Below are 19,631 nucleotides of genomic sequence, written 5' to 3'. Positions count from 1 at the left end.
GTCGGGAGAGCCGTGGTCGACCTACCCGCATGTCACTCGTCCGAGTGGGTGGGTGGATGTTGCGCGGACTGCGCGCGGCACGCGATCCGGGTCTGTCAGGGGCCCCGAATACGATGGGCGGGCGGCGTCGCGTACCTGCCGATGCACTGCTTGCAGTCGGCGCGCGTCCACGTCAACACCAGAACTTTTCGAAGGGATCACAGTGGCTGACCGCCTTGTCGTTCGCGGCGCCCGTGAGCACAACCTGCGCGGGATCGACCTCGACCTGCCCCGTGACAGCCTGATCGTGTTCACCGGGCTGTCGGGCTCCGGGAAGTCAAGCCTGGCCTTCGACACCATCTTCGCGGAGGGGCAGCGCCGCTACGTCGAGTCGCTGTCCGCCTACGCCCGGCAGTTCCTTGGTCAGATGGACAAGCCCGATGTGGACTTCATCGAGGGCCTGTCCCCGGCGGTGTCGATCGACCAGAAGTCCACCAACCGCAACCCGCGGTCGACGGTGGGCACCATCACCGAGGTGTACGACTACCTGCGGCTGCTGTACGCGCGGGCGGGTAAGGCGCACTGCCCGACATGCGGCGAACCGATCAGCAAGCAGACCCCGCAGCAGATCGTCGACCAGGTGCTGGAGATGCCCGACCGGGTCAAGTTCCAGGTGCTGGCCCCGGTCGTACGCGGGCGCAAGGGCGAGTACGCCGACCTGTTCGCGCAGCTGCAGTCGCAGGGCTACGCGCGTGCCCGCATCGACGGCGTGGTGCACTCGCTGGACGCGCCGCCGAAGCTGAAGAAGCAGGAGAAGCACGACATCGCGGTGGTCATCGACCGCCTCACGGTGAAGGCCAGTGCGAAGCAGCGGCTGACCGACTCGGTGGAGACCGCGCTGCGGCTGGCCGATGGCCTGGTGCTGATCGAGTTCATCGACCTCGACGAGGACGACCCGAACCGGGAGCGGAAGTTCTCCGAGAACCTGGCCTGCCCCAACAGCCACCCGCTGGGCGTGGACGAGCTGGAACCGAGGTCGTTCTCGTTCAACTCGCCCTACGGCGCCTGCCCGGAGTGCGTGGGGCTGGGCATCCGCAAGGAGGTCGACCCCGAACTGGTCGTGCCGGACGAGTACTTGTCGCTGGCCGACGGCGCGATCGCGCCGTGGGCGGGCGGGCACACCGCGGAGTACTTCACCCGCCTGCTGACCTCGTTGTCGGAGGCCATCGGCTTCCGGATGGACACGCCGTGGCGGCAGCTGTCCACCAAGGTCAAGAAGGCGGTGCTGCACGGCACCAACGACCAGGTGCACGTCCGATACAAGAACCGCTACGGGCGGACCCGCTCCTACTACGCCAACTACGAGGGCGTCATCCCGTTCCTGGAGCGGCGGCTGGAGCAGACCGAGTCCGACTACGCCCGCGAGAAGTACGAGGGCTACATGCGGGACGTGCCGTGCCCCGCGTGCGACGGCACCCGGCTCAAGCCGGAGATCCTGGCCGTGACGATGGAGAACGACGAGTTCGGTGAGCTGTCCATCGCCGAGGTCAGCGCGCTGAGCGTGAGCGAGTGCGCCGCGTTCCTGAACGGGCTGGTGCTCGGCCCGCGCGAGCAGATGATCGCCGGGCGGGTGCTCAAGGAGGTGCAGGCGCGGCTGGGTTTCCTGCTCGACGTCGGCCTGGACTACCTGTCGCTGGACCGCGCGGCCGGGACGCTCTCCGGCGGTGAGGCGCAGCGCATCCGGCTGGCCACCCAGATCGGTTCGGGCCTGGTCGGCGTGCTGTACGTGCTGGACGAGCCGTCGATCGGGTTGCACCAGCGGGACAACCACCGGCTGCTGGAGACGCTCAGCCGGCTGCGGGACCTGGGCAACACGCTGATCGTCGTCGAGCACGACGAGGACACCGTGCGCAGCGCGGACTGGGTGGTCGACATCGGCCCCGGTGCGGGCGAGCACGGCGGCCAGGTCGTCCACAGCGGACCCTACAAGGCGCTGCTGGACAACAAGAAGTCGCTGACCGGTGACTACCTGGCCGGGCGCAAGCAGATCCCGCTGCCCGCGGTGCGGCGGTCGCGCGACCGCAAGCGGCAGCTGACGGTGGTCGGGGCGCGCGAGCACAACCTCCGCAAGATCGACGTGTCGTTCCCGCTGGGTTGCCTGGTGGCGGTCACCGGCGTGTCCGGATCGGGCAAGTCAACGCTGGTCAACGACATCCTCGCGTCGGTGCTGGCGAACAAGCTCAACGGTGCCCGGCAGGTGCCCGGCCGGCACACCCGGATCAAGGGCCTGGAGCACGTCGACAAGCTGGTGCAGGTCGACCAGTCGCCGATCGGCCGCACCCCGCGGTCGAACCCGGCCACCTACACCGGCGTGTTCGACCACATCCGCAAGCTGTTCGCGGCGACCACCGAGGCGAAGGTGCGCGGCTACCAGCCGGGCCGGTTCTCGTTCAACGTCAAGGGCGGCCGGTGCGAGTCGTGCGCGGGCGACGGCACGCTGAAGATCGAGATGAACTTCCTGCCGGACGTGTACGTGCCGTGCGAGGTTTGCAAGGGCGCCCGGTACAACCGGGAGACCCTGGAGGTGCACTACAAGGGCAAGACGATCGCCGAGGTCCTCGACATGCCGATCGAGGAGGCCGCGCACTTCTTCGAGCCGATCAACGCGATCCACCGGCACCTGAAGACACTTGTGGACGTCGGTCTGGGCTACGTGCGGCTCGGGCAGCCCGCGCCGACGCTCTCCGGCGGTGAGGCGCAGCGCGTGAAGCTGGCGAGCGAGCTGCAGAAGCGGTCCACCGGCAAGACGGTCTACATCCTTGACGAGCCGACCACCGGGTTGCACTTCGAGGACATCCGCAAACTGCTCGGCGTGATCAACGGCTTGGTGGACAAGGGCAACACGGTGATCGTGATCGAGCACAACCTGGACGTCATCAAGACGTCGGACTGGGTGCTGGACATGGGCCCGGAGGGCGGCTCGGGCGGCGGCACCCTGGTCGCCGAGGGCACCCCGGAGGAGCTCGCCGAGGTCGACGAGAGCCACACGGGCCGCTTCCTCGCCCCGGTGCTGTCCAGGGACTGACCCGTCGAGGTGGAGGGCACCTCTTGCCGACGTGCTCGGCTGTGCAGCCGACGTGCTCGGCAAGAGGTGCCCTTTTCTACGTGGCTTGGCGCTGACCTGGAAAATGCAGGTCGCACCCGGTGCGACCTGCGGTTGGTAGAGAGACGATCGGGGCTCGCTAACGGTCGTGTCGGCTCTCTGACCATGCGCGGGCGGTCGCCGCCATCGTCTTTGCCCAGGGAATCGGGTGATCCCGCTCAATCTCGGTCCACATGTTCGTGTTTGCGCGGGCGAACACGGCGACATGATCAGGATCAGCAGCGGCATAGGCGGGAAGCCGTGCGGCGATTGTCTCGGCTTGCTTGATGGTGTGGCCGTGGGCCACGAGTCTTAGCAACCAGAACGCCGGGTCGGTCCAGGACTGTGCCGGGGTCGCCCAGGCCCAGTCGATCAGCCACGCCTGACCGTGCGAGACCAAGACGTTGTCCGGCATCCAGTCCGTGTGCGTCAACGACGATCCGGCGAAGTGCGCCGCGTCGACGGGATCCTCAACGTAGGTACGTAGCCGCCTCTCGATCGGCTTCCACGGTCCAGCCGGGACCTCGATGACACTCAGTGCGGCCATGAGTTCGACGACCAGATCAATGTCCGGTGAGCCGGGCTGGTAGCACGCTGCCCGGCCGTCGATGTACTCGAAAGCCAGGACGGTCCAGCCAGCCTCGTCAAACTGCCACAGCAGTTCCGGGGAGAGCCCTTTGACCAGCGGCGCCGCAGCGGCCTCACGGGCCTGGGTGATCACCATCCTGTGATCCGACGGCAGTCCTTTGACGAAGACCTTGCCGTTGCGGGTCGCTAGAACGGCGGCCAACGGTGAGTTCTGTCCGGCGGTCACGGCGTGGCCCGCGAGGATAGGCCCTGTCCGGGCACTGATCGACTCGATCAGAGTGGCGGGCAATTCGGCCCACTGAATACGTTTCGCCAACGGTAGCCCTTATGTGAGGGAGCGGGCGGCCCGGCATAATCACCAAGTCGCCCGCAGCGATCGATCACTGATATGGAACGTCACTGGACGAGCTGCACGCGCACATTGTCGTGAGACGGTCGCTGGTCACGTCCATGCCCCACTGAGTCCGGGCGTCAACGGCCAGCCAGTCAGGCACCGGAGCGGCGAACGCCGTCAGGGACTCGTCGTCGGGCATGTGGTCAAGGTGGGTACTCGCCCATGCTTCGGCGTCGGTGATCGCGTGCCCGGACTCGACGAGCCGAAGCACGATGAACGCCGAGTCGACCCAAGGCGCACCACATCCGGGATATCCCCAATCGATCACGCGCACATCGTCGCCGTCCACAAGGAACTGTTCCCCGTGAAGGTCGGTATGCGCGAGCCGGTCGCCGTCGGCGAGCCCGGGGAAGGGCACGCTAGCCCGCGTTGGATAGCCGCGTCGAGCACGGATGTTGATCTCGTGGGTCATTTCGCGGGGCAGCTTCTGTCCGGACGTGGTCGGACGGCGTCGACGGGGACGAGTGGTAAGGCCGTTTCGGCGTGCTGGCCGAGGTTGCCCCCGTTTGCTGTTTCGGGTTCGTTATCCGGGGCGATTACGTTCGGCGGCATGGTGCAGAACGAGTTCTCGGTTTCGGGCAGCGTGGTCGTGCAGGCTCCGCCGGAGGCGGTGTTCGCGGTGCTGGCGGATCCGCGCAAGCATTCGGTCATCGACGGTTCCGGCACGGTGCAGGGGGAGATGAGCGGCCCGCAGCGGCTGGTGCTCGGATCCAAGTTCGGGATGCGGATGCGCAGGGGCGTCGGCTACCGGATCACCAACACCGTCGTGGAGTACGAGGAGAACCGGCTGATCGCGTGGCGGCACATGCTGCCCGGCCGGTGGCGGTACGAGCTGGCGCCGGAGGGCGACTCGGCGACCAGGGTCACCGAGACCTACGACTACACCGCGATGATGCCGAAGCTGTTGGCCCGCACCGGCTTGCCCAAGCAGAACCAGCGGTCGATCGACGCCACCCTGCAGCGCCTCAAGGCATACCTGGAGGGCGAGCACGGCTGACCTGCCCGACGGCAGCCGGCGCGCTCGCCGCCGGGGTCGGGCACGGCGGCGCGGCGTCCGTCCTGTTCGGACTGCAATAAGCCTTGGGGATGGTGGTCGTGTGGCTGCTGCCGCAGGAGTTGCCGTCCGGGGCGGCCGAGCGGTTGTCGGGCAGTCCGTGGTGGACGTCCCTGCTCCCCCGGGTCGAGCGGCCCATCGCCGTCGCCTGCCCCGTCGGCTTCGCCGCGCTCATCGTGCTTGCCTACCGCAGATCCGCGCTGTTCCTGCCGGTCCCGGTGGCCGCCCACTTCGTGGTCGACCTCGTCACGTTCGGCTTGCAGGGCGTCGCCGGGGGCTGCTGGCGCTCGGGGCCTGTTCGCAGCCTTCGGTCGGTTGGTCGCCCGCTCAAGTCGTGGTGGGTGACGCTCATTCCGGTTACTCGTGCGGCGAATGCCCGGATTCCCTGGCTTATTCGGATCGGTCGGGATTCGAGTTCTCCCCCAGAGGAGGCTTCATGTTGCGTCGCGCTGCGGCCGCGTTCCTGATGAGTGGCCTGGTGATGGCTGCTGCGGCAGCACCTGCAAGTGCGGTGGTAGACCCCGTGGCCCTCGTCACATGTGCGTCGGAGGCCGTGACAGCGGTCGCCCCGGCCGACTTGACCGGCTGCCTCGCCCCATAGGGCTGCGGCCTGAAAGGCACCTTTGAGCAACCTCGTTGTTCAAAGGTGCCTTTCGCCGCTTCTGGGCGATCACGGGGGGCATTGGCCGGTTTGGCGTGGGGTGTTCCCGCAGTGCATTACGAGCACGGGCTTCCGGTCGTTGGGCTGAGCGCCGTCCGAGCCCGCCTCCACGACTCGCATCACCGAGATCGCCTTGCGGACCGGGACCTGTCCGGCCGGGGCGCCGAAGTCGATGGGGCCGCTGTTCGCGCGGATACCGCCCTGGTTCTCGCCGAGCCGGGCGATCCCATACCAGACGGCTTGGCCGTTCAGCGGCGTCGTGTCGACCTCCACCTGCCCGTCGGTCACCTTCCGCACCGCCTGCCGGACGAGGTCGACCGCGTCGAACGCGAGCAGTCCCCGCCCCACCAGGCCGTCGGTGCCTTCTTGCACGCGCAGGCCGGTGAAGTCGATGTAGTCCAGCTGGACGCCGGGCGGCAGCTGACGGTCGAGGAGGAACTTCGTCGTGTCGTCCCCGGCCATCAGGCGCGGCCGCATCTCGGGGTCGACGCACTTGTCCTGCACCGTGTTCAGGTACTTCCCGAACTGGTCCGCCCTTCCGGAGAAGAAGACCAGCGAATCGGGACTGCACCGCACGGCGTCGGAGGGGTTGGAGCGCTGCGGGTCCACCAACCGCGCCGAATCACCCAGCTGCGCCCCGATGTCCTCGGCCAGGTTCTTGCTGTAGAGGTCGCCTTCCTCGTAGTACACGGTGACGTCGTGGACGCCGATGTTGCGCACGTGTTGCGCGACGACCTGGGACTCCCAGAGGTTGGTCGGACCCACCTGGTGGTAGAGCCTGCTCAGCTTGGGGAAGACGTCGGCCGAGGTCACCGTGCCGATCATGGCCAGCCCGCTGTGCCCCAGCGTGCTGATCGCCTTCGCGGTCCCGTCCCAGCTGCCGCCCAACCCGACGACCGCCACCACGGGCGGTTCCCCCGGCGACGTGCCCTTGGCGTATTCGACGATGCGCTCGGCGACGTCGGGAGCGTGGCTCATCGAGGCGCCGCCGTTGGCGAGCACGACCCGGATCGCCACGCCGCCGTCCATCCGCGCCTTCTCCTGCGCTTTCGCCAAGCCCTCCAACTCGGCGGCGACTCCGTCCAGAGTCGACGAATCGGGGTCCTTGCCGGTGAGCGTGCTGAAGTAGACGATCGAGATGTAGGGCAGCGGCTGGTCCTGGTCCACCCGGTTCTTGCCCTCCGCCAGGTCGTTTTCGCCCTCGATCGCCTGCTGCGCGTTGATGAGCCGATTGCGCAGGTTCTCATCCTTGATGTCACTGGAGAAGTGGTAACCGGGGTCGGCGATACCGACGCATTCGTCGCCAGCCGACCACAGATCGGTGTTCGTCCACGGCCACCAACTCCGGCCGCAGTGCTGCTGGTACTGCTGGAGGTAGACGGCGCCGCCGCCGAGGACCAGCAGGACCACCAGCAGGATCGGGATGCGCCGCAGCAGCTTCGAGCGCTTCAGCGGCAGGCTCGTCTGGCCCAGCGAGACACCGGGTTCGTCGTCCGCCGAATGCGGCTCGTCGGCCACCCGCAGCGTCACGTACCAGGCGGTGTTCGAGCGCTTGCGCCGCGCTTCCTGCAGGGTCTCCGGCCAGGTTTCGAGGGTGACCGGTGCGCTGGGCGTCTCGCTGTCCTGTAGCGGCTGCGCGCCGCTGCCGATCACCAGCAGCGGGTCGGGGACGCCGGTCTCGTTGCGGACGTCGTTGATGAGCCGCACCAGGACCTTGCCGGCGGTCTCATCCCCGAGGTTGCGCAGCAGCAGCACCGGGTAGCAGTCCTTGGGCACCCACTGCCACCGCCACAGCCTCCTGGTGTACGACTCGGCCAGGTCGGTCAGGAACGCGTGCACCAGGAGTTTCCGCACCTGTTCGGCGTTCTCCCAGCGCGATGGCGTGGTGATCAGGCGCTGGGCGAAGCTGGGGAAGTCCGCCGATTCGCGCGGGGACAGGTAGCGCTGCCGCATGAACCAGCGGGCGACGCGGCCCTGGCGCACCCACCACGCGTAGTAGAGCGGGAAGAACGTCAGCGAAAGCGCGAAGAGATACCAGGGCAGGCTCTGGGCGGCCGACTCCCAGAGCGCGGCTTCCTGCTGGGGCTGTTGCCTGTCTCGCCGGGGTCGGCGGCTTCGGAGGTATTCGCGCAGCAGCTGCCGGGTGTGCGAATGCGGGGCCTGGGCCAGGTTCGTCGGTGGCAAGTTCTTCTTCAGCAGCCAGCTCAGCAGCGCGTAGCGGCGGAAACGCAGCCGGCCGATCCGCGGCCACGAATCGGCGTCGCGCAGCCCTTGGGCCGCTTTGTCCAGCAGCTCCCGGATCTGCACCGACTTCTGCCGTGGGGTTTCGGCGGGCGTCCCGCCGACGTCCAGCCTCACGTGCGGCACGACGGTTCCGAGGTGGTCGGAGAGCTGATCGACGAGGGCACCGGAGTCGCTGTCGCGCAGCAGGTGGACGATCGGCTGATCCGGGATCTTCTCCACGCGACGTCGCCTGATCCACCGCCGGCCGAGGCCCGATGGAAGCTGGGAGACCGGAACTCCCTGGCCCACCGATGCTTCCGTCATCTTCACCCCCGGTGACTGATCGATCATTCAATGCGACGTTACCGGGCGGGATGGCGGATTCACACCTGTTTCAAGGGTTTTCCCCGCGGCCCCGGCTACCTCGGTCGGCCGGGTACGCCGGGGCGGGTTTGCCACGGGTGCGGGCCCCGAGCGGGCGGTACTCGACGCCGAAGGCATCCAGCCGGGGCAGGTGGTGGTCGACCAGGCGGCGCCGGACGTCCGCGAAGCCGCGGTCGCGGCTGCTCCAGGGCCAAGATCCCGCATCCGGTCGTGCTCGGCTCCGGTCGCCGCCCGGTCGTCGTAGCCGACGCACAACAACCGCAGGGTGCCCTGGGGCACGACGTAGGCGGCGTTGGCGGCGATGCCGGTGTCGAGCCGGTCGAGGTATTCCGCGACCGCTGCGCCAGTTCCAGTCGAACCCCGGCGGATCATCGTTCCAGCCCGCGATCTGGGTGCGCACGGTGACCAGCGTGGCGTCGGTTACCGGGCGTACGACAACCCGTCCTGTCCGATGACCTCCAGCGTCACGCCCTGCGACACCTTCGCCGTGTGGTCGGGTGCGGCAAGGATCTGCAGGTCGGAGTGTGCGTGCATGTCGATGAAACCGGGCGCGAGCACTAGGCCGTCGGCGTCGATCGCGCGTTTTCCGCTCAACTGTGCGGGTTCGGCGATCTCGGCGATCCGCCCGCGCTCGATCCCGACGTCGGCGCGGTAGCCAGGCCCGCCGTCTCCGTCGACGACGCTCGCCCCGTGGACCACGATCTCCATGCCGGAACCTCCCCGTGCTAGGAGTTCTTGCGCAGCGGTCGTCCCAATTAGAAGAACGTGCGCTCCAGGTCGATCACGGTGTCGTCGTCGATGACCGGGATCAGGGGTCACTTGTCGAAAACCGTGCAGGGATGGGAGAGGCCAAAGCCGATCCAGTCGCCGATCTGCGGATCGGTGTACCGCATGGTCAGGAGCGTGTGCTGGTCGGCCAGCGACGTCACCTCGCACGAACCGGCGGCCAGCTCCCGGATCTCGCCCTCCGCGCCGCGGATCACCTGCGGTTCCGGCAGGTCTTGGTCGAACGACACGTCCCGGCGGCCCACGGTCAGCAGCGCCAGGCCCCGCTCAGGCCGGGAGGTGACCTGCGCCCACACCCGCATCGCGGGGCGGAACGGCGATTCCGCGCCCGCCAGCCGGTGCTCGCGGCCGAACGGCGAGCGGACCCGGTAGAAACCGTCGTCGTGCAGCAGGTATCCGCCGCTGCGCAGCACCGGCACGACCGGCAGCCCGGCCGGCCACGGCTCGGTGAACGCCTCGGCGACCTGGTCGAAGTACGCGCTGCCGCCGCAGGTGACGATCACCTCGTCCAGGCCCGAGAAGTGGCCCGCCTGGGCCAGTTCCGCCACGAGGTCGCGCAACCGCCCCAGGTATCTGTCCACAGCGGACAGCGACTGCTCGCTGACGTCGTGCCCCAGCGCGCCCTCGTAGCCGCCGACCCGACCAGTCGCAGCATCGGGCTTTCCAGCACCAGGTCGGCGATCTCGCGCGCCTCGGCGATCGTGCGCGCACCGGGCCGGGCGCCGTCGCTGCCGAGCTCGACCAGCACGTCGACCTGCCGGGACGCGCCGTGGTGGGCCAGTGCCTCGGCCATCAGCTGCGCTCCGCGCACCGAGTCCACGAAGCAGCTGAACTCGAATTCGGGGTTGGCGTCCAGTTCGTCGGCCAGCCAGGCCAGCCCGCTGGGGTCCAGCAGTTGGTTGGCGAGCATGATCCGCTCGACGCCGAAGGCGCGGTAAACCCGCAGCTGGCTGACGTTCGCCGCGGTGATGCCCCACGAACCGGTAGCCGGTATTGCGTAAAATGCAACATCGGTTGCGTAGAATGCCGGATTGGTGTGTACCATCAGCCCGCGCGACGCGTCAACGGATGGAGTGGCCGGTGAGCCAGAGCTTGGAACGCGGTCTGACGGTGCTGACCGCGCTGGCCGCCGGGCCGCAGACGCTCGACCAGCTCGCGCAACGCCTGGGCGTGCACAAATCAACCGCGATGCGCCTGCTGCGCACCCTTGAGGCGGGCCGCTTCGTGCGCCGCGAGGACGTGCACCACTACCGCCTCGGCAGCACCTTGTTCGACCTCGCCCACCAAGCGCTGGAAGACCTCGATGTGCGCGGCGTGGCCCGGCAACACCTGGTGGCGCTGGGGGAGATCAGCGGGCACACCGTGCACCTGGCGACCCTCGAAGACGATCAGGTCGTCTACATCGACAAAGTGGACAGCCAGCACCCGGTGCGGATGTACTCCCGCATCGGCCGCCGCGTGCCGGTGCACTGCACGGCGGTGGGCAAGGTGCTGGTGGCCGGCTGGCCGACGCAGCAGCGCCGCCGGTTCGCCGAACAGCTCAACTATCCGAAGCTGACCACCAACACCATCGATTCGGCCGAGCGGTTCCTGGCCGAACTGGATCGGGTGCGCACCCAGGGCTACGCGGTGGACCGCAGCGAGCACGAGGACTTCATCCACTGCGTCGGCGCGCCGATCCGCAACCACCGGGGCGAGGTCGTCGCGGCCCTGTCGCTTTCGGTGCCGAAGGTACTGCTGGACTTCGACGGGCTGCTCGGCCTCGCCGACGACGTGCTGCGCGCCGCCGGCGGGGTTTCCGCCGAGCTGGGGTGGCAGCCGGAAAACCCTAGAGGAAAGGAAGTCTGATGGCCAGGACCGTGGTCAGCACCGACAAGGCCCCGAAGCCGGCCGCGAACATCCCGCTGTCGCAGGGCGTTCGCAAGGGCAACATCCTACAGGTCTCGGGACAGACCGCCGTGAGCCCGGAGACCGGCAAGGTCGTCGAGGGCGGCGTCGCCGAGCAGACCGAGCAGTGCCTGCGCAACGTCATCGCGATCCTGGCGGCCGAGGGCGGTTCGCTCGAGGACGTGCTGATGCTGCGGGTGTACCTGACGGACACCTCGCAGTTCGCGGAGATGAACGAGACCTACGCCCGCGTCGTCGGTGCACCCTTCCCGGCCCGCACCACGGTCTACGTAGGCCTCCCCGCCGGCCTCCTCGTCGAGATCGACGCCCTCGCGGTCCTCGACTGATTCGAATGTTCCGCTTGCCCGATGCCACCGGTGACAAATGCACGTGACGTGTGGAGCAGGCGGCGGAACGTCACTCAAGGGCGATTTCGGCCGCGGACAGGCCGCACATGCTGTCCGGGACCGGCGCGCTGGCGATCGGGATGAGCCCGAGCAGCAGCATCTGCACCGGGACGCCACCACCACCGCGCCGACGCCCAGCGCTACCGCGACGGCCACCAGGCAGCACCCGATGGCATTGCCGACGACGCTGGTCAGCGCGGTGCGCCTGCCATGCGCCGGCCCACGACAAACAGGCCAAATCGTTTGCGGCCAAATCGGTGGTAGGTGCCCTACGCCCCTCATCGGATCAGGATCGGCGGCTTGCGAAGAGGGGGAGGATCGGGCCGATGATCGTGATCGCGCCCGGCACCGCGAACACCCCGACCCAGTCCCGCGCCAACGCTGGTACCGACCTGCGGTGCTCAATCCCCGATCACGGATGATCAGAGCCGCGTTCTCGTCGGTGTGTTCTTTGTGTCCACAGTAGACGAAAATGAAGATGGTAGTCGGACCGGGGCCTTCCGGCGTGAAATCTTCTTCGCGCGAAGTTTCTGGCCGGTGAACGGAATGAACTGCCGGTGGCGTTTCTTCTTGCTGAATGTCGTCCGGGTGCATGCGGTACGTTCGTGCGCAATTCGCCTGCATGAAGATCGCCGTAGCTAAGGGTCCTGACTCGTGGTCAAGATCTTTCAGCGGGGCAACGGTTTCGGGTACTGACTGTCCACTGTGCATTGCGTGGGTGCAATGTCTTTGGTTGCGCGGGTCTTTCGGCCGTGCCGGTTTTTCCGCGGAACGGGGATCCTGGCGCCTAGCACGAGCCGATCCGCTTCCGGAGGGCTGATGTGGGTGTGCCGGGCGTTGCGAAATGGCATGTGGCGGGCTACTGGTTCGACACGTGCAAGTGCGAGATCCCGTGCCCGTGCTCTTTCGCGCAGCCGCCGACCTACGGCGACTGCGACGGCATCCGGCTGTGGCACATCCGAACCGGGGACTACGGCGACCTGGGGCTCAGCGGCCTCAACGTCGCGATGCTGGTTTCCTACGCCGGGAACGTCTGGACGGGGGAGCACCACGATGCGCGCGCCGCGTTCTTCTTCGACGAGCGCGGCGGCGAGGCACAACTCGCGGCACTTCGGGTGATCTTCACCGGGCGGGCCGGAGGTTGGCCGCAGCGGTTCGTCGAGATGCTCCGGCCGGAGATCGCGGCCGTGGAGTCGAGCCCGATCGAGGTCCGCATCGCCGACGACCTGGCCGGCTGGAGCGTCCGGCTCCCCGGATACGCGGAGGCGACCGTCGAAGCGCTCACCGGTCCAACTTCCGCCGAGGGCGTCCGGGTCCAGGTGCACAACCTGCCGGGCGCGGAGGTCGGCCCCGGTCAGCCGCCCGCGACCTGGGGGCGGACGACTCTCGACCGGGCCGACGCGTTCGGCTTCAGCTGGGAGCGGGTGGGCAACTCCAGCGCGCACATCCCGTTCGACTGGACGGGACCGGGTGCGGCATGACCCGCTCGGGGATCAGTAGACGGGGCCGGTGTACTTCTCGCCCGGGCCCTGCCCCGGTGCGTCCGGGTGGGTGGAGGCCTCGCGGAACGCGCGCTGCAGCGTCTGCAGACCGTCGCGGACCGGACCAGCGTGCGGCCCGAGGTACTCGACGGAGGCGGTGACCAGCCCGGCCAGCGCGGTGATCAACCGGCGCGCCTCGTCCAGGTCGCGCTCCGTCGCGGTGTCCGGGTCGTCGGCGGCCAGCCCCAGCTTCTCCGCCGCCGCGGACATCAACATGACCGCCGCGCGGCTGATCACCTCGACGCTGGGAACATCGGCGAGCTCGCGGACGTTGAGTTCCATGTCTGCGTCGTGCGCCTGCTCACCCGGCAGGTCGGACGTGGTCGGGGGCGCGGTTGGCTGCGGTTCGGTCACGCCTGCTACCCTGACACGCACGACCAGCCCCTGCTCTAGCGGGGGCGGCAAAGTGGAGTCCCGCTCCCACCCGAGTAGCCGCCACAGGCTTCCGGGTCCCGGTCCTGCCGACGGTGCGAGCCGTCGGTGGCACGAACGGTATTGCGGTACCGGTTCGATCGGTATGGAGTCAGGGTCCCGCGGTCCGCGCAGGCGGAACGACGGGACCTCTGCATTCCGGGGTGAGCTCTACGCGCCGCGGTGCAGTCAACTACAGCCATCGAACCGAGGAGGGCCCATCAGCTCCGAGACGCGCATCAACGACCGCATCCGGGTTCCGGAGGTCCGGTTGGTCGGACCGAACGGTGAACAGGTCGGGATCGTCCGCATCGAGGACGCGCTCCGGCTTGCCCAGGAAGCGGATCTGGACCTTGTCGAGGTCGCCCCGCAGGCGCGCCCGCCGGTCTGCAAGCTCATGGACTACGGCAAGTTCAAGTACGAGAGCGCGCAGAAGGCTCGCGAATCGCGTCGCAACCAGCAGCAGACCGTCATCAAGGAGCAGAAGCTCCGGCCGAAGATCGACCCGCACGACTACGAGACGAAGAAGGGCCACGTGTCCCGCTTCCTCAACCAGGGTCACAAGGTCAAGGTGACGATCATGTTCCGCGGTCGTGAGCAGTCGCGTCCCGAGTTGGGCTTCCGCCTGCTGCAGCGACTGGCCGACGACGTGTCCGAGCTCGGGTTCATCGAGGCGAACCCGAAGCAGGACGGTCGCAACATGATCATGGTTCTTGCGCCGCACAAGACGAACAAGACCAAGCCCAAGGCGAACGCTTAAGGCCGCAGGGCTCGTGATGTGACGCCGGGCCGGGACGCAGTCCGCGCCCCGCCCGGCATCAGTACGAAACGAGGACGAGAAGATGCCGAAGAACAAGACCCACAAGGGCACCTCGAAGCGCTTCAAGGTGACCGGCACGGGCAAGCTGCGGCGCGAGCAGGCCGGTCGTCGGCACATCCTGGAGAAGAAGTCCAGCCGTGTCACCCGCCGGCTAGAGGGCACCGAAGCGGTGGCCAAGGCCGACGTCAAGCGCATCAACCGACTGCTGGGTCGCTGAACCCCGACCCGCTGCGCCCGAAGCAGCAGGTCAGCAACGCAGTTCCAGCAACCCGCACGGGCGGTTCCCCGCCCCCGATGAGATAACAGGACGGACCCCGTGGCACGCGTCAAGCGGGCAGTCAACGCCCATAAGAAGCGCCGCACCATTCTCGAGTCGGCCCGCGGCTACCGCGGTCAGCGCTCCCGGCTGTACCGCAAGGCCAAGGAGCAGATGCTCCACTCGATGACCTACGCCTACCGCGACCGGCGGGCCCGCAAGGGTGACTTCCGGAAGCTGTGGATCACCCGCATCAACGCCGCGACCCGGCAGCACGGCCTGAGCTACAACCGGTTCGTGCAGGGCCTGAAGGCCGCCGAGGTCGAGGTCGACCGGAAGATCCTGGCCGAGCTCGCGGTCAACGACCCGCAGGCCTTCGCCGCGCTGGTCGAGGTGGCTCGCAAGAACCTGCCGGAGAGTGCGGCCTGACCACCGAAGGCCCCTCCGCTGCGCCGCGACCCGGGACGACGACTCCGCTCACGGAGCGATCGTCCCGGGTCGCGGTCGCTCGCAAGCTCACCCGCCGCGCCGGCCGGGAGAAGGCCGGGGCGTTCCTCGCCGAAGGCGCCCAGGCGGTGGGCGAGGCGCTCACCGCGCACGCCGACGGGGTGCTACGGGTGCGCGACGTCTTCGCCACCGAGCAATCCCGGCACGCCGAGTTCCTGGACCGGGCCCGTGCCGAGTCGGTGCCGGTCCACCTGGTCACCGAGCGGGCCGCGGCGTCGCTGTCGGAGACGGTGACCCCGCAAGGCCTGGTCGCGGTCTGCGACCTGCCGGACACAACGCTGTCCGCCGCGCTCACCGCGCGCCCGAAGCTGGTCGCGGTGCTGGTCGGCGTGGCCGATCCGGGCAACGCGGGAACCGTGGTCCGGGTCGCCGACGCGGCCGGTGCCGGTGCGGTGCTGTTCGCCGGCGACACCGTCGACGCCTACAACGGCAAGGCGGTGCGGGCGTCCACCGGAAGCCTCTTCCACCTGCCCGTCGCGCGTGACCGCGACGTCGCCGCCGTGCTTTCCGCCTGCCGCGCGGCCGGGCTCCGCCTGGTCGGCGCCGACGGCTACGCCACCGGCGACCTCGACACGGCCGACCGCGGCGGCGAGCTCGCCGAGCCCACGGCGTGGGTGTTCGGCGGTGAAGCCCACGGGCTACCGGATGAGGTGAAATCGGAACTGGACACCACGCTCCGAGTCCCGCTCTACGGGCGCGCCGAAAGCCTCAACCTCGCCACCGCCGCAGCGGTTTGCCTCTACGCCTCAGCCCGCGCCCAGCACCGCCAGTGATGGCGATTTCGCGTGAAATCGGCGACCGGCGCAGCTCGGGGGAGTGGCCCATCACCGGATCTCGGCGAAAAGCGGTTGGGCTCGTCGCATAGACTCTGGGGGCTAGCTTGCGGCTTGAGTCGTATGCCAACGAGCAGGTTCGCCGACCTGAGCAACTGCCGCTCACGGATCGGGCACCGATGCCTGTCGGATCAACGGGAGTCACGCACTAACGATGTCTGGAGCCAACGACCCGTACGACCCGAAAGAGGTCGCCGCGCTGTCGCCGGAGACGCTGGACCGCGCGGTGGTCGAGGCCAGCAAAGCCTTCGCCACGGCCACCGACCTCGACGCGCTGGCCGTCGTCAAGCCCGCGCACCTCGGTGACCGCTCGCCGCTGCTGACCGCGCGCCGGGAGATCGGCGCGCTGCCGCCGAAGGCGCGCTCGGAGGCGGGCAAGCGCGTCAACGAGGCCCGCGAGGCCATCCAGAGCGCCTTCGACGAGCGCCGCGCCGCCCTGCAGGCCGAGCGCGACGAGCGGGTGCTGCGCGAAGAGACGGTCGACGTCACGCTGCCCTGGGACCGGGTTTCGGCTGGTGCGCGCCACCCGATCACCCAGCTTGCCGAGGACATCGAGGACACCTTCGTGGCGATGGGCTGGGAGGTCGCCGAGGGCCCCGAGCTAGAAGCCGAGTGGTTCAACTTCGACGCGCTGAACTTCGGCAAGGACCACCCGGCGCGCACCATGCAGGACACCTTCTATGTGGCCCCGGAGAACTCCGGGCTGGTGCTGCGCACTCACACCTCACCGTCGCAGGTCCGCGCACTGCTGGACCGCGAGCTGCCGGTGTACGTGGTCTGCCCGGGCCGCACCTTCCGCACCGACGAGCTGGACGCCACCCACACCCCGGTGTTCTCGCAGGTCGAGGGCCTGGCGGTGGACAAGGGCCTGAGCATGGCGCACCTGAAGGGCACACTGGACGCGTTCGCCCGGTCGATGTTCGGCCCGGAATCCAAGACCCGGCTGCGGCCGTCGTACTTCCCGTTCACCGAGCCGTCGGCCGAGATGGACGTGTGGTTCCCGGAGAAGAAGGGCGGCGCCGGCTGGGTCGAGTGGGGCGGCTGCGGCATGGTCAACCCGAACGTGCTGCGCGCCTGCGGCGTCGACCCCGAGGTCTACACGGGCTTCGCCTTCGGCATGGGCCTGGAGCGCACGCTGATGTTCCGCAACGGCATCCCCGACATGCGCGACATGGTCGAGGGCGACGTCCGGTTCACCCAGCCGTTCGGCATCTGATGCCCACTGACACCACCCACCTGAACGAGAGAGAGGCCTGACCAAGTGCGGATTCCGGTTTCCTGGTTGGCCGAGCACCTTGAGCTGCCCGAGGAGACGACCGCGGAGACGCTGGCCGAAGCGTTCGTCCGGATCGGGTTGGAGGTCGAGGAGGTCGCCCACCTGACCCAGGTGCGCGGGCCGCTCGTGGCCGGTCGTGTCGCCGAGATCGAGGAACTCACCGAGTTCAAGAAGCCGATCCGGTTCTGCCAGGTCGAGGTCGGCGAGACCGAGACCGGCGAGCAGCGCGTGCAGGGCATCATCTGCGGCGCCCGCAACTTCCAGGAGGGCGACCTGGTCGTGGTCGCGCTGCCCGGTGCGGTGCTGCCCGGCGACTTCGAGATCACCTCGCGCAAGACCTACGGCAAGGTCAGCGAGGGCATGATCTGCTCGGCCAAGGAGCTGGGCATCGGCGAAGACCACGACGGCATCTTGGTGCTGCCGTCCGGCTCTGCCGACCCCGGCGATGACGCGGTCGAGCTGGTGGGGCTGGAAGACTCGATCATCGAGCTGTCCATCACCCCGGACCGCGGCTACTGCTTCTCGGTGCGCGGACTGGCCCGCGAGCTGTCCAACGCGCTGGACGTGCCGTTCGGCGACCCGGGCACCCGCCCGGTCCCGGCGGACGACCGGCCGTCGCGCCGCGTGGAGCTGCGCGACCCGAGCGCCTGCCGGCGGTTCGTGCTGCGCCGGGTCACCGGCGTCGACCCGACCGCGCCGAGCCCGTGGTGGCTGCGCCGCCGCCTGGCGCTGGCCGGCATCCGCTCCATCTCGCTGGCCGTGGACGTCACCAACTACGTGATGCTCGAACTCGGCCAGCCGCTGCACGCGTTCGACACCACGAAGCTGACCGGCGACCTGGTGGTGCGCCGCGCCGAGCAGGGCGAGAAGCTGACCACCCTGGACGGCCTGAGCCGCGAACTGGACCCGGACGACATCGTGATCGCCGACGAGTCCGGCCCGGTGTCGCTGGCCGGGGTGATGGGCGGCGAGTCCACCGAGATCAGCCACAACACGCACGACGTGCTGCTGGAGGCGGCGAACTGGGATCCGGCCAGCATCGCCCGCGCCATCCGCCGGCACAAGCTGCCCAGCGAGGCGGGCAAGCGGTTCGAGCGGTCGGTGGACCCGGCCATCGCCGCGGTGGCCACTGAACTGGCCGCGCAGCTGCTGGTCCGCTACGGCGACGGCACCATCGCCCCGGGTCGTACGGACGTCGGCGAGCCGAAGCAGCCCCAGCCGGTGACCATGCCGCTGGCGCTGCCGGACAAGATCGCCGGGGTGTCTTACGAGCGCGGTGTGACCGCCCGGCGGCTGAGCCAGATCGGCTGCCGCATCGAGGTCGGCACCTCCGACACGGGCGTCGGCCTGGTGACGGCGACCCCGCCGACCTGGCGGCCGGACCTGAAGCAGCCGTACGACCTGGTCGAGGAAGTGCTGCGCCTGGAGGGGTACCACACGATCCCCTCGGTGCTGCCCGCCGCGCCGTCCGGGCGCGGGCTCACCGACCTCCAGCGCCGCGAGCGTGCGGTCTCCCGCGCGCTCGCCGCTGAGGGCTACGTCGAGGTGCTGCCGTTCCCGTTCGTCGGCACGGCGATGCTCGACGCCTTCGGTCTCGCCGAGGACGACCCGCGGCGGCGCACCATGTCGGTGCTCAACGCGTTGGAGAGCGACCGGGCGCTGCTGACCACGACGCTGCTGACGGGGCTGGCGGAAACCTTGCAGCGCAACATTTCTCGCGGCCAGCGCGACCTCGCGCTGTTCCACATCGGACAGATCGTGCAGCCCGCGGAGAACCAGCCCGCGGTGCCGGAGGTCGGCGTCGACGGACGTCCCACCGACGAGCAGATCGCCGCGCTGCACGCATCGCTGCCGGCGCAGCCGACGCACGTCGCCGTGATGCTGGGCGGCCAGCGCGAGCAGGCCGGTTGGTGGGGCAAGGGCCGCGAGGTGAGCTGGGCGGACGCGGTGCAGGCCGCGCGCGTGGTCGCCGCGGCGGCAGGGGCGGAGCTGAACATGGCCGCGGGCGAGCTCGCGCCGTGGCATCCGGGCCGGTGCGCGCAGCTGAAGGTCGGCGAAACCGTGGTCGGTCACGCCGGTGAGCTGCACCCGAAGGTCGTCGAGGCGCTGGGCCTGCCGAAGCGGACCTGCGCGATGGAGCTCGACCTGGACGCCCTGCCGTTGTCCGACCGACGCCCGGCACCGCAGATCTCGGCATATCCGCCGGTGTTGATGGACATCGCCTTGGTGGTGGACGACGGGGTGGCCGCGGCCGACGTGGTCGACGCGGTCCGCACCGGCGGCGGCGAGCTGTTGGAGGATGTGCGGCTGTTCGACGTCTACGCGGGCGAGCAGGTGGGCGAGGGCAAGAAGTCGCTGGCCTTGGCCCTGCGGTTCCGCGCTTCGGACCGGACCCTGAAGCAGGAGGAGGCCACCGAGGCCCGGGACGCGGCCGTGCGCGCCGCCACCGAACGCCTCGGCGCCAGCCTTCGCGCGTGATTGT

At 69.0% G+C, this 19,631-nt stretch carries 18 protein-coding genes and 1 pseudogene; 12 read left to right on the top strand and 7 right to left on the bottom strand.

All coding sequences use genetic code 11. From position 1 onward, the window contains the following. Window positions 1-202 precede the first annotated feature (202 nt). Window positions 203-3,064 (top strand): excinuclease ABC subunit UvrA, encoded by a 2,862-nt coding sequence (gene uvrA / locus SSPN_RS0133495; protein WP_010313632.1) that lies wholly within the window; start codon window positions 203-205, stop codon window positions 3,062-3,064. Between the two features lie 157 nt (window positions 3,065-3,221). On the opposite strand, the gene SSPN_RS0133490 is transcribed toward uvrA, so the two are convergent. Together SSPN_RS0133490 and SSPN_RS49545 are read right to left on the bottom strand one after the other, a co-directional pair. Continuing rightward, on the bottom strand, window positions 3,222-3,911 hold the full coding sequence (locus tag SSPN_RS0133490) for a protein kinase family protein (RefSeq protein WP_143539534.1): 690 nt from the start codon (window positions 3,909-3,911) through the stop codon (window positions 3,222-3,224). A gap of 178 nt (window positions 3,912-4,089) precedes the next feature. After that, a complete protein-coding gene (locus tag SSPN_RS49545; RefSeq protein WP_010313627.1) occupies window positions 4,090-4,515 on the bottom strand; it encodes a hypothetical protein in 426 nt (141 codons plus the stop codon). A 138-nt stretch (window positions 4,516-4,653) separates the two neighbouring features. On the opposite strand from SSPN_RS49545, the gene SSPN_RS0133480 reads away from it, so the two are divergent. After that, window positions 4,654-5,100 carry an SRPBCC family protein gene (locus tag SSPN_RS0133480; protein ID WP_010313626.1) on the top strand — a complete coding sequence of 149 codons (447 nt, stop codon included), beginning with the start codon at window positions 4,654-4,656 and terminating at the stop codon, window positions 5,098-5,100. A gap of 98 nt (window positions 5,101-5,198) precedes the next feature. Beyond that, complete coding sequence (locus SSPN_RS0133475) at window positions 5,199-5,624, top strand: YhfC family intramembrane metalloprotease (RefSeq protein ID WP_143539535.1); 426 nt, start codon at window positions 5,199-5,201, stop codon at window positions 5,622-5,624. A 203-nt stretch (window positions 5,625-5,827) separates the two neighbouring features. Here the strand turns inward: SSPN_RS0133475 and SSPN_RS47020 are convergent, their stop codons facing one another. The 4 genes and pseudogenes from SSPN_RS47020 to SSPN_RS60770 all read right to left on the bottom strand — a co-directional run bounded on the left by SSPN_RS47020 (window position 5,828) and on the right by SSPN_RS60770 (window position 10,256). After that, window positions 5,828-8,281, bottom strand: a complete 2,454-nt coding sequence (locus tag SSPN_RS47020; protein ID WP_010313624.1) for a type 1 periplasmic-binding domain-containing protein — start codon at window positions 8,279-8,281, stop codon at window positions 5,828-5,830. A 282-nt stretch (window positions 8,282-8,563) separates the two neighbouring features. Next, window positions 8,564-9,133, bottom strand: a pseudogene (locus SSPN_RS47015) (amidohydrolase family protein); the annotation flags it as partial. A 107-nt stretch (window positions 9,134-9,240) separates the two neighbouring features. Further along, window positions 9,241-9,792 (bottom strand): type III PLP-dependent enzyme domain-containing protein, encoded by a 552-nt coding sequence (locus SSPN_RS60775; RefSeq protein ID WP_237710883.1) that lies wholly within the window; start codon window positions 9,790-9,792, stop codon window positions 9,241-9,243. Continuing rightward, the gene (locus tag SSPN_RS60770; protein ID WP_049887707.1) at window positions 9,711-10,256 is read right to left on the bottom strand and encodes a type III PLP-dependent enzyme domain-containing protein; all 546 of its coding nucleotides are present in this window, start codon (window positions 10,254-10,256) and stop codon (window positions 9,711-9,713) included. Before SSPN_RS60770 ends, SSPN_RS60775 begins: the two co-directional genes overlap by 82 nt. A gap of 35 nt (window positions 10,257-10,291) precedes the next feature. Here SSPN_RS60770 and SSPN_RS0133450 point away from each other — a divergent pair, with 35 nt between their 5' ends. The 3 genes from SSPN_RS0133450 to SSPN_RS0133430 all read left to right on the top strand — a co-directional run bounded on the left by SSPN_RS0133450 (window position 10,292) and on the right by SSPN_RS0133430 (window position 12,986). Next, window positions 10,292-11,059 (top strand): IclR family transcriptional regulator, encoded by a 768-nt coding sequence (locus tag SSPN_RS0133450; RefSeq protein ID WP_029535985.1) that lies wholly within the window; start codon window positions 10,292-10,294, stop codon window positions 11,057-11,059. Next, entirely contained in the window at window positions 11,059-11,445 is a 387-nt protein-coding gene (locus SSPN_RS0133445) for a RidA family protein (RefSeq protein ID WP_010313622.1), read from the top strand. Before SSPN_RS0133450 ends, SSPN_RS0133445 begins: the two co-directional genes overlap by 1 nt. 911 nt (window positions 11,446-12,356) lie before the next feature. Beyond that, window positions 12,357-12,986: a DUF1326 domain-containing protein gene (locus SSPN_RS0133430; RefSeq protein WP_237710882.1), complete on the top strand. Its 630-nt coding sequence runs from the start codon at window positions 12,357-12,359 to the stop codon at window positions 12,984-12,986. A gap of 12 nt (window positions 12,987-12,998) precedes the next feature. Here SSPN_RS0133430 and SSPN_RS0133425 read toward each other — a convergent pair whose 3' ends face one another. After that, window positions 12,999-13,328, bottom strand: a complete 330-nt coding sequence (locus SSPN_RS0133425) for a DUF1844 domain-containing protein (RefSeq protein WP_044576482.1) — start codon at window positions 13,326-13,328, stop codon at window positions 12,999-13,001. A gap of 349 nt (window positions 13,329-13,677) precedes the next feature. On the opposite strand from SSPN_RS0133425, the gene infC reads away from it, so the two are divergent. From infC to pheT, 6 genes are all read left to right on the top strand, one after another. Then, window positions 13,678-14,217 carry a translation initiation factor IF-3 gene (infC, locus tag SSPN_RS0133420; protein ID WP_029535984.1) on the top strand — a complete coding sequence of 180 codons (540 nt, stop codon included), beginning with the start codon at window positions 13,678-13,680 and terminating at the stop codon, window positions 14,215-14,217. Window positions 14,218-14,299: 82 nt separating this feature from the next. Continuing rightward, window positions 14,300-14,494, top strand: coding sequence for a 50S ribosomal protein L35 (gene rpmI, locus SSPN_RS0133415; protein WP_010313612.1), 195 nt, complete (start codon window positions 14,300-14,302; stop codon window positions 14,492-14,494). Window positions 14,495-14,593: 99 nt separating this feature from the next. Further along, window positions 14,594-14,962, top strand: coding sequence for a 50S ribosomal protein L20 (rplT, locus tag SSPN_RS0133410; protein WP_010313611.1), 369 nt, complete (start codon window positions 14,594-14,596; stop codon window positions 14,960-14,962). Further along, window positions 14,959-15,813, top strand: coding sequence for a TrmH family RNA methyltransferase (locus SSPN_RS0133405; RefSeq protein ID WP_083822288.1), 855 nt, complete (start codon window positions 14,959-14,961; stop codon window positions 15,811-15,813). The genes rplT and SSPN_RS0133405 overlap by 4 nt, the downstream gene beginning before the upstream one ends. A 214-nt stretch (window positions 15,814-16,027) precedes the next feature. Then, window positions 16,028-17,089 (top strand): phenylalanine--tRNA ligase subunit alpha, encoded by a 1,062-nt coding sequence (gene pheS, locus SSPN_RS0133400; protein ID WP_010313607.1) that lies wholly within the window; start codon window positions 16,028-16,030, stop codon window positions 17,087-17,089. A gap of 45 nt (window positions 17,090-17,134) precedes the next feature. Then, window positions 17,135-19,627: a phenylalanine--tRNA ligase subunit beta gene (gene pheT / locus SSPN_RS0133395; protein WP_010313604.1), complete on the top strand. Its 2,493-nt coding sequence runs from the start codon at window positions 17,135-17,137 to the stop codon at window positions 19,625-19,627. Window positions 19,628-19,631: the final 4 nt, after the last annotated feature.

The organism is Saccharopolyspora spinosa NRRL 18395, from assembly GCF_000194155.1.
GTDB classification, from domain to species: domain Bacteria; phylum Actinomycetota; class Actinomycetes; order Mycobacteriales; family Pseudonocardiaceae; genus Saccharopolyspora; species Saccharopolyspora spinosa.
The sequence above is the reverse complement of the archived record's forward strand: the minus strand, read 5'-3'. Positions and strand labels throughout refer to the sequence as shown.

Excerpts from the sequence above, each read along its gene's own strand:
- SSPN_RS0133480 (WP_010313626.1), top strand. The coding sequence starts at position 4,654 with ATGGTGCAGAACGAGTTCTCGGTTTCGGGCAGCGTGGTCGTGCAGGCT.
- SSPN_RS60770 (WP_049887707.1), bottom strand. The coding sequence starts at position 10,256 with ATGGTACACACCAATCCGGCATTCTACGCAACCGATGTTGCATTTTAC.
- SSPN_RS49545 (WP_010313627.1), bottom strand. The coding sequence starts at position 4,515 with ATGACCCACGAGATCAACATCCGTGCTCGACGCGGCTATCCAACGCGG.
- SSPN_RS0133425 (WP_044576482.1), bottom strand. The coding sequence starts at position 13,328 with ATGGAACTCAACGTCCGCGAGCTCGCCGATGTTCCCAGCGTCGAGGTG.
- SSPN_RS0133445 (WP_010313622.1), top strand. The coding sequence starts at position 11,059 with ATGGCCAGGACCGTGGTCAGCACCGACAAGGCCCCGAAGCCGGCCGCG.
- pheS (WP_010313607.1), top strand. The coding sequence starts at position 16,028 with ATGTCTGGAGCCAACGACCCGTACGACCCGAAAGAGGTCGCCGCGCTG.
- rpmI (WP_010313612.1), top strand. The coding sequence starts at position 14,300 with ATGCCGAAGAACAAGACCCACAAGGGCACCTCGAAGCGCTTCAAGGTG.